Below are 14,431 nucleotides of genomic sequence, written 5' to 3'. Positions count from 1 at the left end.
CCATCCAGGGCGCCGGCAACCCCTGACCCAAACAAAGACCCCGCCTGCAGGCGGGGTCTTTGTGAGTTCGACGGACTTATTGAGGTTCGTTCAGACGCAGATCGGCTTCATGCCAGCCAAGCGGCAGCGCCAGCAGCTGATCGATCAGCTCCCGCCGATCGGATTTTTCCAGATAGGCGAGATAGAGGGGGCGGCTCAGGGGCTGCGCCTCTTCTACCAGATGCAGGGCCCCCTTCTCCAGATAGGGGCTCACCATCCGCCGCGGCAGATAGGCAGCGCCGCCATTGGCCAGCACGAACTGCAGCGCCATGCTGGCGGAGCTCGAATGCAGCACAGGTGTCTTTTGCAGGCTCTGCAGACGGCTCGGCTGCGGCTCGAAACTGGTACCCCAGTCCAGATGAATGTGGGGCATCTGGATCAGGTTGTCGGCATTGGCCGCCGGATCCCGGCTCACCAGCTCGAACACCAGCTCGCCGATGGGATGCAGGGCAATCTCGTCGATCTTGGTGGGCTCGGAGAGCAGCGCCAGATCGAGGGAACGCTCCAGCAGCTGACGGCAGAGGTGTTCGCGCGAAGCCGTCTCCAGGCGCACCGCGAGCCCGGGGGCCAGGGCGTAGATGTGATTGAGCCAGTCGTTGAAGTCGAGCTCCCAGAACACGGCCGGCGCCCCGATCGCCAGCTGCTGGCTGAATCCGGGGGAGAGGGCCACATCCTGCTTGGCACGACCCAGGGTATGCAAGATGGCGTCTGCATAAGGCAGCAGACGCTCACCGGAGGCGGTCAGACGGATGTTGTTGCGATGGCGGGCAAACAGGCTGACACCCAGTTGCTGTTCGAGCTGGCGGATCCTGAAACTCACCGCCGACTGGGTCAGGTATAGATTTTCGGCAGCCCGGCCAAAGTGCCGGGTCTTGCTTACCTCAATGAAGGTCCGAAGCAGCTCGGTATCCATTAATCGATGGACTCGTCACTGCCACCGCCGCCACCCACGTCAAAGCTGCCACCACCGCTGCTCTCTTCGCTGGCACCACCCACGACGGTGCAGAGACGATGAACACGCTTGGGACCGATCACCTTGAGGTACTTGAACCACACCTTGGCATGGGGGTTGGCACCGGCGGCGCCGGATTTGACCTGCTCAATGAAGGCGGACTCAACCTCGTCACGAGGAGCCAGGTTGCCCTGATAGAGTGCCAGCATGGCGGTACCGTACTTTTCCAGACTGTCCGCTTCGGCCACAGTGAATTCACCACTGCGACGCAGGCCACGGGGAAAATGTTTGAAGTCGTTGAAACGCTTGTCTGATTCGAAGCTCATAGTGCTCTTTTTTTCTGGTTAGTTTGACCTTTGCGGGCAAGTATCATCAGGCCATCGCCGAGTGCAAAATCAATTTTTTCACTATGTTAATAAAAAATTTTTATTGATGTCGATTTATCCCGACCCTATTGATGATTTCGTCTCAAAACAAGAAAAAATCATTGATAAATAACGGGCTTATGCCAAAACGATGTCATCCTGACAGGCCGATTTGTCACCGAGACAGATAAAAACAAAGCGCCATATGGCGCTTTGTTTTTATCGCGAGTCAACTCGTGTCGCAGGGCTGCAGAGCGAGTTACTCGATCATGGCCGGTTGCGCCAGGTTGTCGGCACGCCACAGACGATAGCGCACTTCATATTCCTGGGGCACATAGATGACGAATGGCAGCTTGGAGTTGTAGTTCACAAAGAAGCCCTGGCCATATACCTGAACGAAAGACTCCTTCTTCTGTCCATCCGGGCAGGCCATCAGGGTGCTGATGGGATCGGACACCTTGCCCAGCACCAGGTAGTTGTAGCCCCAGCCCTTGACGCTGTGCTGTTCCAGATTGCCGGCAAAACGTGGCACGTTGCAATCCACCATCATCTTCTTGCCAACCTGCAGCTCGACCATCATGTCGGCTTCTTTTTCGACTTCGGGCAGGCGGATCACCACACGTTCCTGATTCACGTCAGCGGCTGGGAACATGCTGATATCAAATTTTTTCGGCTCGGCAGCGACGGCATGGCCGCCCAGCAACAAGGCGCCCAGCAGGCTAAAACGCAGTACGGTTTTCATCTGTACCTCTTGGGGTTAGTTCAACGCCGCTAGACTAACCGCTCTGCCGATTTCATGCCAGCGCTCTGCGCCGCAAATCTCGCAGGAACCGGCACACAGTGACGCTATCTGGTTATTTTCTGACATGGTGCACACGCCCGTTGCGGGAGCCTCATGAAAAAGGCGAGGCCAACTGACCTCGCCATGCACCAACTTACTCTTTTTTCACTATTTTTTAGCTGTCTCATGGGCCTGGATGACGGCCACCGCCTTGTCCGGGAAGTCGCTGAACACCCCGTCCACATCCGCCTGATAAAGGAAGATGTTCAGGAGATCAGTGAAGTCCTTGGCATAGGCGGGGATCTGTCCCTCATCCTGACGGAAAGTATAAGGATGCACCTTGAGACCGGCGGCATGGGCCTCTTTCACCATATTGGTGAAGACCGGCTTGCTAGGAGTACCCGGCTCGGTCACCACCATCGGCTTCCAGGGGCCAATCCCTTCGGCATAGGAGGCGATGGTCTTCATGGCGCCCGGCTTGAACATCCAGTCGTAGTCATAGGGGGTCGCCTTGCCCTTGGCGTCGTAGACCATGGTCTCGTTCCAGTCGGTCTCGGCCATCAGCTGCACCAGCTTGAGGTCCATCCCCATGGCGGGCATCAGCTCGCTGTTGATGCGCTTGAGCTCGTTGGCATCGAAGCATTGCAGATAGACCTTGTCATCCTTGGTGGTGTAGCCGTACTCCTTGAGCACCTTCAGCACCGCCTTGGAGATGTCCTTGCCTTCGTGGCGAAACAGCCAGGGGGCCTTGATCTCCGGATAAATGCCGACGTTCTTGCCGGTGCTCTTGTTCATGCCCTGGATCATCTCGATCTCTTCCTGGAAGGTGTGGATCTTGAAGTTGGACTTCCAGAGCGGGAAGCGGGCGGGATAAACGGGGACCTGCTTGCCATCCACCAGCTGGAACGGCTCGGTCATGCGCAGGGAGCGCACCTCGTCCAGGGTGAAGTCCACCACATAGTAGCGGCCATCCGGGCGGGCCCGGCCGGGGAAGCGCTCGGCCACGTCGGTGATGCCGTCCAGGAAGTGATCGTGCATCACCACCAGCTGGTCATCCTTGGTCATCACCAGATCCTGCTCGAGGTAGTCCACCCCCATGGCGTAGGCCATGGCCTTGGACGCCAGAGTGTGTTCGGGCAGGTAACCGGAGGCGCCGCGGTGAGCGATCACCACCTTGCCTTCATCGACGGCCAGCGCAGGCAATGACAGGGAGGCCCCAAGGCCCAACGCAATGAGGGAAATAGCGAATTTTTTCATATGTGATGCTCTTTATTATTGTGTAGGTAGTTGTTCTATCAGAGGTTTATTGCAGTTTTAGGGCGGGCTGCCTGGCAGCAGCCCGCTTTTTCATCAGCTTGCCTTGGGCAAGGCGTGATGATGTTGCGCCAACCAGGCTTGCAGTTGCTGCTGTTCGGCGTCGGAGAGGCGCAGCCCCAGCTTGCTACGGCGCCACAGGATATCTTCCAGGGTAAAGGCCCACTCGCGCTCGATGAGATAGCGCACCTCGGATTCATACAATCCGGCACCGAAGTGCTGGCCACGATCCTCTTTCAGCCAGAGGCGGGCATGGCTGCCATAGGCTTCGGCGATGCGCAGGGCACTGCGATCATCGAGCCAGTCGAATTCGAGCGCATAGGCGCGCGCCAGTTCGCGTACCGTGCAGTCGAACTCGCCGCCGGGCAGGCGGCTGCTGGCGGTCCAGTCCTCGCCCATCTGGCTGAACCAGGGCTTGAGCTTGTTGCAGGCAGCCTGGGCCAGCTTGCGATAGGTGGTGAGCTTGCCACCAAACACCGAGAGCAGAGGCGCGCCATCGGATTCACCGGAGAGCTCCAGCGTGTAGTCGCGGGTCACCGCCTGGGGTGAGTCGGATTCGTCATCGCACAGCGGGCGCACCCCTGCATAGGTCCAGAGGACATCTTTCGGGGCGATCTGGCGGGTGAAGTGGGCGTTGACCACCTTGCACAAATAGTTGACTTCGGCGTCGCTGATCCTGGCCTCACGCGGACTGCCGTGGTGCTCCACGTCCGTGGTGCCGATCAGGGAGTAATCCTGCTGGTAGGGAATGACGAAGACGATGCGGTTGTCCTCGTTTTGCAGGATGTAGGCCTCTTCGCGCTCATGGATGCGCGGTACCACGATATGGCTGCCCTTGATGAGGCGAATGCCGCGCGGGGATGTCTCGTGCAGGCTCTCGTCATAGAAGGTCTTGACCCAGGGGCCGGCCGCATTGACCAGACCGCGACAGGAAACGGTGAACTGCTCGCCCCCTTCCCGCTCCAGGGTCAGGGTCCAGTGTTTGGATCCGCGCACCGCCTTGACGCAGCGGGTACGGGTCTGCACATCAGCGCCCTTGTCCCGGGCCATCATGGCATTGAGCACCACCAGGCGGGCGTCATCGACCCAGGCGTCGGAATATTCAAACCCCTTGCTGATGCCGGCGGTCAAGCCATCTTGCGGCAGGAAGCGCACGCCGCAACTGCCCTTGAGCTTGTCGCGCTTGGCCAGATTGTCATAGAGAAAGAGGCCGGCACGGATCATCCAGGCCGGGCGCAGGTGCGGGCGATGGGGCAGGCGAAAACGCATGGGGCGTGCGATATGGGGCGCCATGCCGAGCAGCACCTCCCGCTCCGCCAGCGCCTCTTTCACCAGCCGGAATTCATAATGTTCGAGATAGCGCAGGCCGCCGTGGATCAGCTTGCTGGAGTTGGAGGAGGTGGCCGAGGCGAGATCTTGCGCTTCAAACAGCGCCACCTTCAGCCCACGCCCCGCCGCATCGGCCGCGATGCCGACGCCGTTGATGCCGCCGCCGACGACGACCAGATCATAATGTTCGCTCATGTTCACCTACTTTCATTTTTATGATTGCTATGGCAGCAATGTTTGATTTCGCTCATTTTAGAACATGAAAAACCAACAAACGAACATTTTATGGCGAAAGTGTGATCGCACCATCCCACGGAAAGTAGCAAATATGGCATGACCCGCTCACCAATGATGTGCTGTCGAACAGGGGGTAGAGCAGCCCAGGTGAAAACTAGCCATTAAGGGATATGAAAATAGAAAAGCCGCCCGGATGGGCGGCTAATGATGAGGATGTCAGCCTGCGACAATCAGCAGATATGGCAGGCGATCTGATGCTGCGCCATCAGCCGTACCAGCTTCTCCGGCGGCTCCTGATCGGTGAAGAGGGCGTGGACCTGGCTGAGGTTGCCGAGATTGACCATGGCATTGCGACCGAACTTGGTGTGGTCGGCGGCCAGGAACACCTGACGAGAGTGGGCGATGATGGCCTGGGCAATCTTCACTTCGTGGTAGTCAAAATCGAGCAGGGAGCCGTCGCTGTCGATGCCCGAGATGCCGATGACGCCATAATCCATGCGAAATTGGCCGATGAAGTCGCGGGTCGCCTCCCCCACAATGCCGCCGTCCCGATTGCGGATCTCGCCCCCGGCGATGATGACGGTGAAGTCATCCTTGGCGGTCAGTATGCTGGCCACGTTGAGGTTGTTGGTGACGATGCGCAGCTCACGGTGATCGAGCAGGGCGCGGGCAATGGCCTCGGTGGTCGTGCCGATGTCGATAAAGAGGGAGGAGCCGTCGGGAATATTGGCCGCTACTTCCCGGGCGATACGCTCTTTCTCCTTGAGCTGCATCACTTTGCGGGCACTGTAGGCGGTATTGACCGTGCTCGAATGCAAAGAGGCACCACCGTGATGGCGCCGGATCTTGTTCTGTTCGGCGAGATCGTTCAGATCCCGGCGAATGGTCTGGGGACTGACGTCAAAATGGCTCACCAGATCGTCGGTCGAGACAAATCCCTGCCGCGTCAGGACCTCCAGGATCTCCAGATGTCGTTGGGTTTGTTTCACGCTTTCACTCCGATGATGAAACGAAAAAAGGCCCCGGCAGATGCGGGGCCTTCTGGCAGTTTACCTGATCCCCTTTGGGATCAATAAGCTGGGGATCACGTTTTATGCCTTATTGGCCGCCGCCTTGGCTGCAACGGCGATGTTCTCGTGCTTGAGGGTCATCGCCAGCAGGATGATGGAGAGCACGCAGGATGCAGTCAGCACCACGAAGCCGCCATCCCAGCCGAAGTGGTCAACGGTATAACCCAGCATGGCGTTGGCCGCAACCGCACCACCCAGGTAACCGAACAGACCGGTGAAGCCTGCCGCGGTACCGGCCGCCTTCTTCGGTGCCAGCTCCAGGGCATAGAGACCGATCAGCATGACGGGACCGTAGATGAGGAAGCCGATGGCCACCAGCGCCAGCATATCGACGGTGGGGTTGCCCGCCGGGTTGAGCCAGTAGACCAGCACGAACAGGGTCACCAGCACCATGAACAGGATGCCGGCCGGGGCGCGGCGGCCCTGGAACATCTTGTCGGAGATCCAGCCACACAACAGGGTGCCCGGGATACCCGCCCACTCATAGAGGAAGTAAGCCCAGGAGGATTTGTCGACGGAGAAGTCCTTGGCCTCTTTCAGATAGGTCGGGGCCCAGTCCAGCACGCCGTAACGAATGAGGTAAACGAAGGCGTTGGCGATGGCGATGTACCACAAGAGCTTGTTGTGCAGCACGTACTTGACGAAGATCTCCTTGGCGGAAAACTCCTGCTCGTGGCTCTCGTTGTAATCCTTCGGATAGTCGTTCTTGTACTCCTCGATGGGGGGCAGACCGACCGATTGCGGGGTATCACGCATCACGAAGAAGGCGATCACCGCGATGGCAGCGGCGGCCGCAGCCGGCACATAGAAGGCACTGCGCCAGTCATTGAACCAGCCCATCCCCAGGATGAACAGCGGACCTATCATACCGCCACCCACGTTGTGAGCCACGTTCCAGACCGAAACGATCTCACCCCGCTCTTTTTGTGACCACCAGTGCACCATGGTGCGACCACAGGGGGGCCAGCCCATGCCCTGCACCCAGCCGTTCAGGAACAGGAGCACGAACATGATGGCGATGCTGGAGGTGGCCCAGTGCATGGTCCCCATCATGAACATGATACCGGCCGACAGCAGCAGACCGGCGGAGAGGAAGTAACGGGCGTTGGAGCGATCCGACACGTTGCCCATCAAAAACTTGGAAAGGCCATAGGCGATGGAGACCCCGGACAGGGCAAAGCCGAGATCCCCGCGGGAGAAGCCCTGCTCCACCAGATAGGGCATGGCCAGACTGAAGTTTTTCCGAACCAGGTAGTAACCTGCGTAACCGAAAAAGATCCCGATGAAGACTTGCCAACGCATGCGTTTATAGAAGGGGTCGACCTTGTCAGCCGGAAGCCTGTCGATGTGCGGTGCAGGCCTGAAGAGACTAAGCATGTTCTGCTTCCTTATTGTTGTTATGGGCGGTTGAGGATGCCCTGACCAAGCTGACGAATCGAGTGAGTCCTCAAATTCGAAAGCGAGCCAATTGTGCGCATAAACGCTCACAAGTTCTGTGACACATGCTCAAATATTGCAGATTTATTACAAACAAAAAGCCTCAAATGAGAAATCAATCATCAAGCGCAACCCCTTGTACGGCAAGGGATAGAGACTACCACCTTGGGGGTAATTAGTCGTTATCAGGTTGCTTTACGTCACATTTTCTTAGCAATGAGTGGGATCTTGCCCACATTTCCCATGGCGGGGGGATGGTGAATTCGGCGGGACGGGTTATTTTCTCACACGTCCGATAACGAACAAAAACGAGCATAACGTTTGCGTAAGGTGAGAAAAAACAGGGAAACGTTTCCGGACGCAACAGATAGATAGAAAAACGATAAAACGGAACATCGACAATAACAGAACATCAAACCTCTACTACGGGTGGATACGAGGAATACAGATATGAGCATACAAAGACCCAATACCCTGCTTGGTGAATGCATTGCCGAGTTTATCGGCACCGGCCTGCTGATTTTCTTCGGCGTAGGATGTGTGGCCGCCCTGGTGCTGGCAGGCGCCAATTTTGGTCAGTGGGAAATTTCCATTACCTGGGGCCTTGGCGTGGCCATTGCCATCTATGTGACCGGCGGTATTTCAGGTGCCCACCTGAACCCGGCCGTCACCCTGGCGCTGATGACCTTCGCCGGCTTTGACAAACGCAAGGTGGTGCCCTTCATCATCGCCCAGATGGCAGGTGCCTTCTGCTTCGCCGCCCTTGTCTACTTCCTGTATGGTAACCTTTTCACCCAGTGGGAAGTGACCCATAACGTGGCACGCGGCAGCATCGAGAGCCTCGGCACCGCCGGCATCTTCTCTACCTACCCCAATGCCCTGATCTCCAACCTGCAGGCCTTCGCGGTCGAGCTGGTGATCACCGCCGTGCTGATGCTGGGCATTCTGGCGCTGTGCGACAACAATAACGGTGCCCCCAAAGGTTTCGCCGCCGCCCTGCTGATCGGTATCCTGATCGCGGTGATCGGCGCCTCCCTTGGCCCGTTAACCGGTTTTGCCATGAACCCGGCCCGTGACTTCGGTCCCAAGCTGTTTGCCTTCTTCGCTGGCTGGGGTGATGTGGCCCTGACCGGTGGTCGTGACAACCCCTACTTCTGGGTACCCATCCTTGGCCCCATCGTCGGTGCCCAGATTGGTGCCGCCCTCTATGTGAAAGTATTGGCCCCCTGTGTGCCGGGCAACCGTGTTGCCACCACCGAGCAAGCCACCCAAACCGCCAAAGCCAAAGAAGAGGCCGCCGCGTAAGAGCGGCCCCATAAAACGTGGAGAACATCATGTCTGCTGAAAAGAAATATGTCGTCGCTCTGGACCAGGGTACCACCTCCTCCCGTGCCATCGTCTTCGATCAGGATGCCAACATCGTCGGCACCTCCCAGCGCGAATTCACCCAGCACTACCCGAAAGCGGGCTGGGTAGAGCACGACCCGATGGAGATCTGGGCGACCCAATCCTCCGTCTTTACCGAAGTACTGGCCAAGACTGGCCTGCGCAGCGAAGAGATCGCCGCCATCGGCATCACCAACCAGCGTGAAACCACAGTGGTATGGGAAAAGGCCACCGGCAAACCCATCTACAACGCCATCGTCTGGCAGTGCCGCCGCACCGCGGCCATCTGTGAAGAGCTCAAAGCCCGGGGCCTCGAAGAGTACGTGCGCGAAAACACCGGTCTGGTGCTGGATGCCTACTTCTCCGGCACCAAGGTGAAGTGGATCCTCGACAACGTGGAAGGGGCCCGCGAGAAGGCGATGAACGGCGAGCTCTTGTTCGGCACCATCGACACCTGGCTGGTGTGGAAGATGACCAACGGTGAAGTGCATGTCACCGACCCGACCAACGCCTCGCGCACCATGCTCTACAACATCCGCGACCTGAAGTGGGATCAGCGCATGCTGGACGAGCTGGGCATCCCCATGTCCATGCTGCCGGAAGTGAAGCCCTCCTCCGAGGTGTATGGCTACACCACCCGTGGTGGCGGCTCCCGCATCCCCATCGCCGGTATCGCCGGTGACCAGCAGTCCGCCCTGTTCGGCCAGCTCTGCTTCGAAAAAGGGATGGCCAAGAACACCTACGGCACCGGCTGCTTCATGCTGATGAACACCGGTACCGAGCCGGTTCGCTCCAACAACGGCCTGCTGACCACGGTCGCCATCGGCCCGAAAGGGGAAGTGAACTACGCGCTGGAAGGGGCCGTGTTCATGGGCGGCGCCACCATCCAGTGGCTGCGTGACGAGCTCAAGATCATTCATGATGCTCGCGACACCGACTACTTCGCCTCCAAGGTGGGCGACACCAACGGCGTCTACCTGGTGCCGGCCTTCGTCGGTCTGGGTGCCCCCTACTGGGATCCGTATGCTCGCGGCACCATGGTCGGCCTGACCCGTGGCGCCAACCGCAACCACATCATCCGTGCCGCACTGGAATCCATCGCCTACCAGAGCCGCGACGTGCTGGATGCGATGCAGCAGGACTCCGGCATCAAGCTGGCAGCCCTGAAAGTGGACGGTGGCGCGGTCGCCAACGACTTCCTGATGCAGTTCCAGTCCGACATGATGCACACCCCGGTAGTGCGTCCGACCCGTATCGAGACCACCGCCATGGGCGCCGCCTTCCTGGCAGGCCTCGCCGTCGGCTTCTGGAAGAGCTCGGACGAGCTGGAAGACAAGTTCAGCGTGGACAGAGAGTTTATCCCGCAGATGGACCGTGACGAGCGCGCCAAACGCTACAACGGCTGGAAGAAAGCCGTCGAACGTTCCCGCCGCTGGGCCGAAGAGGATTGATCGGCTAGCCGACATCTTTTTGGAAACAAACATGCCAAGAGGCCGACAGCGATGTCGGCCTCTTTTTTATCTCGCGCTCTGTGCGTGTTCTGCCTTGATGACCACCTGCGTCATTGAACCATCAAGCCATCCATGCTCACCTCTAGCCTGCCAAAGGCCGGGAATGGGTTGGCACCAGTATCCCGTCCAGCTCTGTTCAGCCCTTACAGGGTGTGGCTGCCTAATTGCTCCTTTAAAAAATCGAGCCAGACCCGCAGCCGGATATCCCGCTGGGCATCTGAGTAGAAGACCGCATTGATGGGGCGCGAGGCGCCGCTGTTGCTGCGCGCCAGCACCTCCACCAGGGCGCCACTCGCCCGATCCGGCCCGGTCATAAAGTCCGACAGGCAGACAATCCCCTGCCCCGCCAGCGCCAGCTGGCGCAGAGTTTCACCGCTGCTGGCCCGCAGGGTCGGGGTAATGGGAAAGCGATCCCCCTGCTCTTGGCTCAAGAGCGGCCAGTGGTTGAGGTGATCGGGGTGCAAAAAGCCGAGCAGTTCGTGCCCGCTCAGCAGATCCGCCGGCTGGCGCGGGGTGCCATACTCGCGCAAATAGTCGGGGGACGCCAGCAGCCGCAATCTGGATCGCCCGAGCGGCAGGGCGCGCAGAGAGGAGTCGCTCAGCTCGCCGATGCGAATGGCCATGTCCACCCGCCGTTCCATCAGGTTGATGAAACCCTCCGAGCTGTGCAGTTGCAGCTCTATCCCCGGATAACGGCGGCGAAACTCGCCGATAATGGGCACCAGTCGATGCAGGATGAAGGGGGTGGCGGCATCGACCCGCAAGATCCCCTCCGGCTGTTCGCGCCGCATCAGCAGCAGCCCCTCCGCCTCGCTCATCTCGGTCAGGATCTTCACCGCCCGCTGATAGAACCAGCTCCCCTCCTCGGTCAGACTGACCCGCCGGGTGGTGCGATTGAGCAGCACGGTGGCGAGCTTCTCCTCGAGCCGCTTGATGCCGCGGCTCACCACCGAGTTGTCCATACCGAGGTTTTCCGCCGCCTGGCGAAAACTGCCCGCCTCCACCACGGCCACAAACAGGGTCAGTTCATCAGAATGGGTCTTCATTGCTGTTATTCCGGCAAGAGTAATGGGCCTTTATAGGCGCGTTGGCCATGCACTGGCAAGGCCAGCGGGACGCCACCAACCGCAAAATCCTCGCCAATAACGTGATGGCCAACCCATCTATCCATCGGGCTTATGGGTAGAATGCCCGCCATCAGGCATCGTATGGCGCCACACATACTCACCAAGAGAGACCCATGACATTCGAAGAGCGACTGGCCGCCGCCCATCAGGAGCTTGCCAGCAGGGGTGTATGGCAATCCCATTACGCTCCTCTCCTGTTCAGACTGCTGCGCAGGCTCGGTTACCCGGTCAAGCCACCCCACTATCAGAGCTGGCTTGCCAACCTGCTGGGATTTGGCATCAGCGCCGGGCTGATCTGGGGTCTGTTAATGTGGCTGTTCAGCTGGCATGGCACTGAAATAGAACCCGTTGACGCCCTGCGCCAGACAGCCCTGTTTGCTGCCCTCTTCGGTCTGCTGATGGCAAGCAGCATAGGAATAAGGCGCAAACAGCTGAAATTGACCCCGTGGGAGCAGCTGGCCCCCACGACAACGACCCCCACCATCCATGAGTGACCCCATGTTCAACCAATTTTGTCCCCGCTGCGGGGTTGAGACCGATCACCGCGAGCGGATCCTGCCCAAGATTCAGCACCACGAGGAGTCTCCCCGCGGGGTCCTCAAGGCCTTTCTCAGCGGTCTTTTTTCCGGCTCAAGCATGAGCGGCATCGCCGCCATGGATCAGGTCGACCGCTATCTGGTCTGCACCAGATGCGGGCTCGATACCCTGGCCAATCAGGGCGAGGAGTTTCAATAGGCAAGCTTTCTTCTGCCATCATCAACTCATCGACACCGCGCGGATAAGCCGGCGAACCATCGACCAGCAGGGAGCAACCCAGATGAAAGCCCATGAAAAACTGAACTATGTGGAGTTTGCCGCCAGGGATCTCGCCGCCACCAAGGCCTTCTTTCAGGCCGCCTTTGGCTGGCAGTTTGCCGATTACGGCCCTGACTACTGTGCCTTTGCCGGGGAAGGGCTCGACGGCGGTTTCTATCGCGCCGATCTCTGCAGCCAGAGCGCGCAAGGCGGGGCTCTCCTGGTGTTTTACAGCGCCAATATTGAAGCGACTCAGGCCAAGGTGGCCAGCGCTGGCGGCAGCATAGTACGACCGCTCTTTGACTTTCCCGGTGGCCGCCGCTTTCACTTTACCGAGCCCAGCGGTAATGAATTTGCCGTCTGGTCGGAGCCGGCCAGCGCCTGATAGTCACAGGCCGGCCAATTATCCACACAAGAGGAAGCCAGATGAGCAAACAGTTTTGCCCTCGCTGCGAAATGGATACCGAACACAGAGAGAAGATCAGACAAAAACCCTCCCCCTATCCCGACACAAAGCGTGGGCAATTCAGGGCCTTTCTCAGCGGCTTTTTCTCCGGAATTGGGGGCCACGGCATTGCGGCGCTTGAACTGCTAGACCGTTATGTGGTGTGTGAACAATGCGGTCTGGAGACGCTGGAAAATCAGGGGGAAGAGTTCCAGTAGACTGCATATGATAGAAGTATTGACTAAGGGGGCACCATATACCAATTCGTTGTTTTTTACCTTTCCTCACTCTATTGATATAACTCACAATTTTGACATCCAAGCTGCCAATACAAACACAAAATCACGTATCATATTCCTTTGTTACCAAGCTTTGTGATTGAGAGCAGAAATACAATATAGGCAAAGTTAAACAATGACTAAAATTGTCATATTAAACATATGAAAAACATCATATTAGCTCATCAGCATTTGACGAAACAGGAGGGATACAGTGGGTTGGAAGGGGACGTTACGTTCAATAAATGCAGCAGCGAAAAGAGCTGATAGAAATGCTAAACGTAGGCAAAAAGAACTACTGAAAGATCAAATAGCCTACGAAAAAATGCAGGAATTAGAAAAGGCCACATACGAAGTAGATGTGTTTGAAAACCACATTGATGTCATTCAATCAATACATAAGGATTGTGGCGATATTGTAGACTGGTTAAAAATATCAATATCTCAAGAACCAATAAAACCGCCTATAGTAAATCACAATGAACGTCAAGCTATCGCAAGACTAAATAGTTTCGTACCCAGCTTCATAGATAAACTCCTCGGAAACACAATATCCAAAAGACAACAATTAGAAAAAGACGTCTCTATAGCGAAAGTTAAAGATACGCAAATAAACAGCACTAACCTTTCTCAATGGCACAATGATGTCGAGGAATGGAAAGAAAGAGTCTCTCTGGCAAGAAGATTATTGAATGGCGATATAAGTTCAAAAATAGATATCATCAAAGAGCTTAATCCATTTTCAGAAATAGACTATCTTGGCTCCGGAGTGAACTTCACTATTCGAGAGAATGGATTATTAATAATCACTATAAATGTCCATGGCGCCGATATTATCCCTAAAGAGCAAAAGACACTTTTGAAAAGTGGAAAGCTGTCTATAAAATCCATGCCTATCAGTCGCTTTAATGAAATTTATCAGGATTACGTTTGCAGTGTCATATTAAGAGTAGCGAATGAGATATTTTCTATATTACCTGATGATAAAATACTAATCAATGCAGAAGACCACTTATTAAATAAAAGTACTGGTCACCTAGAGCAACAGTCTCTTCTTTCTGTTTACATTACGCGTGATGGAATTTCAAAATTAAACATGGAATATGTTGACCCATCCGATGCAATGAATAATTTCATTCACAACGTAAACTTTAAAAAAACAAAAGGATTTGAGCCAGTTGATGAAGTAAAAATTCCAGAAGTGAGTATATGAGCATAGTTTAATAAGCAAGGCACCATATCATATTATGGTGCCTTATTGTGTTTATATTTCTGATAAAAGATATTGTTGCACGCCTCTCAATTCACTATTGCAATAGTGCCCCTTTTTCCCTGCCAGCCTCGCATTCATACTGACCCTTCGTT

At 56.6% G+C, this 14,431-nt stretch carries 15 protein-coding genes; 7 read left to right on the top strand and 8 right to left on the bottom strand.

The features are described 5' to 3' along the window. Window positions 1–76: 76 nt before the first annotated feature. The 7 genes from hdfR to glpT all read right to left on the bottom strand — a co-directional run bounded on the left by hdfR (window position 77) and on the right by glpT (window position 7,464). Window positions 77–952 carry an HTH-type transcriptional regulator HdfR gene (hdfR, locus tag ACB028_RS07160; RefSeq protein ID WP_216992592.1) on the bottom strand — a complete coding sequence of 292 codons (876 nt, stop codon included), beginning with the start codon at window positions 950–952 and terminating at the stop codon, window positions 77–79. Beyond that, window positions 952–1,317, bottom strand: coding sequence for a DUF413 domain-containing protein (gene maoP / locus ACB028_RS07155; protein WP_042028657.1), 366 nt, complete (start codon window positions 1,315–1,317; stop codon window positions 952–954). The genes hdfR and maoP overlap by 1 nt, the downstream gene beginning before the upstream one ends. A gap of 298 nt (window positions 1,318–1,615) precedes the next feature. Further along, window positions 1,616–2,098, bottom strand: a complete 483-nt coding sequence (gene eco / locus ACB028_RS07150) for a serine protease inhibitor ecotin (protein ID WP_026457944.1) — start codon at window positions 2,096–2,098, stop codon at window positions 1,616–1,618. Between the two features lie 207 nt (window positions 2,099–2,305). Next, entirely contained in the window at window positions 2,306–3,394 is a 1,089-nt protein-coding gene (glpQ, locus tag ACB028_RS07145; RefSeq protein WP_371143859.1) for a glycerophosphodiester phosphodiesterase, read from the bottom strand. Window positions 3,395–3,487: 93 nt separating this feature from the next. Beyond that, a complete protein-coding gene (glpD, locus tag ACB028_RS07140) occupies window positions 3,488–4,975 on the bottom strand; it encodes a glycerol-3-phosphate dehydrogenase (protein WP_371143858.1) in 1,488 nt (495 codons plus the stop codon). A 272-nt stretch (window positions 4,976–5,247) separates the two neighbouring features. Beyond that, window positions 5,248–6,006, bottom strand: a complete 759-nt coding sequence (locus ACB028_RS07135; protein WP_026456932.1) for a DeoR/GlpR family transcriptional regulator — start codon at window positions 6,004–6,006, stop codon at window positions 5,248–5,250. 102 nt (window positions 6,007–6,108) lie between these two features. Further along, window positions 6,109–7,464, bottom strand: a complete 1,356-nt coding sequence (glpT, locus tag ACB028_RS07130; protein WP_042028653.1) for a glycerol-3-phosphate transporter — start codon at window positions 7,462–7,464, stop codon at window positions 6,109–6,111. Between the two features lie 510 nt (window positions 7,465–7,974). Here glpT and ACB028_RS07125 point away from each other — a divergent pair. Next, window positions 7,975–8,829: an MIP/aquaporin family protein gene (locus tag ACB028_RS07125; RefSeq protein ID WP_042069858.1), complete on the top strand. Its 855-nt coding sequence runs from the start codon at window positions 7,975–7,977 to the stop codon at window positions 8,827–8,829. 29 nt (window positions 8,830–8,858) lie between these two features. Continuing rightward, on the top strand, window positions 8,859–10,361 hold the full coding sequence (gene glpK, locus ACB028_RS07120) for a glycerol kinase GlpK (RefSeq protein ID WP_042028651.1): 1,503 nt from the start codon (window positions 8,859–8,861) through the stop codon (window positions 10,359–10,361). A gap of 203 nt (window positions 10,362–10,564) precedes the next feature. Here the strand turns inward: glpK and ACB028_RS07115 are convergent, their stop codons facing one another. After that, window positions 10,565–11,467, bottom strand: coding sequence for a LysR substrate-binding domain-containing protein (locus tag ACB028_RS07115; RefSeq protein WP_223378207.1), 903 nt, complete (start codon window positions 11,465–11,467; stop codon window positions 10,565–10,567). Window positions 11,468–11,661: 194 nt separating this feature from the next. On the opposite strand from ACB028_RS07115, the gene ACB028_RS07110 reads away from it, so the two are divergent. The 5 genes from ACB028_RS07110 (at window position 11,662) to ACB028_RS07090 (ending at window position 14,279) form a co-directional block, all read left to right on the top strand. Further along, complete coding sequence (locus tag ACB028_RS07110; RefSeq protein ID WP_042028649.1) at window positions 11,662–12,042, top strand: DUF6404 family protein; 381 nt, start codon at window positions 11,662–11,664, stop codon at window positions 12,040–12,042. A gap of 4 nt (window positions 12,043–12,046) precedes the next feature. Next, window positions 12,047–12,283: a hypothetical protein gene (locus ACB028_RS07105; protein WP_042028648.1), complete on the top strand. Its 237-nt coding sequence runs from the start codon at window positions 12,047–12,049 to the stop codon at window positions 12,281–12,283. Between the two features lie 82 nt (window positions 12,284–12,365). Continuing rightward, window positions 12,366–12,728: a VOC family protein gene (locus tag ACB028_RS07100; protein ID WP_042028646.1), complete on the top strand. Its 363-nt coding sequence runs from the start codon at window positions 12,366–12,368 to the stop codon at window positions 12,726–12,728. A 41-nt stretch (window positions 12,729–12,769) separates the two neighbouring features. Next, window positions 12,770–13,006 (top strand): hypothetical protein, encoded by a 237-nt coding sequence (locus tag ACB028_RS07095; RefSeq protein ID WP_371143857.1) that lies wholly within the window; start codon window positions 12,770–12,772, stop codon window positions 13,004–13,006. A 274-nt stretch (window positions 13,007–13,280) separates the two neighbouring features. Beyond that, the gene (locus ACB028_RS07090; RefSeq protein ID WP_371143856.1) at window positions 13,281–14,279 is read left to right on the top strand and encodes a hypothetical protein; all 999 of its coding nucleotides are present in this window, start codon (window positions 13,281–13,283) and stop codon (window positions 14,277–14,279) included. The last annotated feature ends 152 nt before the right edge of the window (window positions 14,280–14,431 follow it).

Origin of the sequence: Aeromonas sp. S9(2024) (genome assembly GCF_041403185.1) — a bacterium.
Lineage (GTDB): Bacteria > Pseudomonadota > Gammaproteobacteria > Enterobacterales > Aeromonadaceae > Aeromonas > Aeromonas enteropelogenes.
Note: the sequence above shows the minus strand (reverse complement) of the source record. Positions and strands in the feature narration are given on the sequence as shown.

What these genes read in the sequence shown, in the direction of transcription:
- hdfR (WP_216992592.1), bottom strand. Translation starts at nt 952, where the DNA reads ATGGATACCGAGCTGCTTCGGACCTTCATTGAGGTAAGCAAGACCCGG.
- maoP (WP_042028657.1), bottom strand. Translation starts at nt 1,317, where the DNA reads ATGAGCTTCGAATCAGACAAGCGTTTCAACGACTTCAAACATTTTCCC.
- eco (WP_026457944.1), bottom strand. Translation starts at nt 2,098, where the DNA reads ATGAAAACCGTACTGCGTTTTAGCCTGCTGGGCGCCTTGTTGCTGGGC.
- glpQ (WP_371143859.1), bottom strand. Translation starts at nt 3,394, where the DNA reads ATGAAAAAATTCGCTATTTCCCTCATTGCGTTGGGCCTTGGGGCCTCC.
- glpD (WP_371143858.1), bottom strand. Translation starts at nt 4,975, where the DNA reads ATGAGCGAACATTATGATCTGGTCGTCGTCGGCGGCGGCATCAACGGC.
- glpT (WP_042028653.1), bottom strand. Translation starts at nt 7,464, where the DNA reads ATGCTTAGTCTCTTCAGGCCTGCACCGCACATCGACAGGCTTCCGGCT.
- ACB028_RS07125 (WP_042069858.1), top strand. Translation starts at nt 7,975, where the DNA reads ATGAGCATACAAAGACCCAATACCCTGCTTGGTGAATGCATTGCCGAG.
- glpK (WP_042028651.1), top strand. Translation starts at nt 8,859, where the DNA reads ATGTCTGCTGAAAAGAAATATGTCGTCGCTCTGGACCAGGGTACCACC.
- ACB028_RS07115 (WP_223378207.1), bottom strand. Translation starts at nt 11,467, where the DNA reads ATGAAGACCCATTCTGATGAACTGACCCTGTTTGTGGCCGTGGTGGAG.
- ACB028_RS07110 (WP_042028649.1), top strand. Translation starts at nt 11,662, where the DNA reads ATGACATTCGAAGAGCGACTGGCCGCCGCCCATCAGGAGCTTGCCAGC.
- ACB028_RS07105 (WP_042028648.1), top strand. Translation starts at nt 12,047, where the DNA reads ATGTTCAACCAATTTTGTCCCCGCTGCGGGGTTGAGACCGATCACCGC.
- ACB028_RS07100 (WP_042028646.1), top strand. Translation starts at nt 12,366, where the DNA reads ATGAAAGCCCATGAAAAACTGAACTATGTGGAGTTTGCCGCCAGGGAT.
- ACB028_RS07095 (WP_371143857.1), top strand. Translation starts at nt 12,770, where the DNA reads ATGAGCAAACAGTTTTGCCCTCGCTGCGAAATGGATACCGAACACAGA.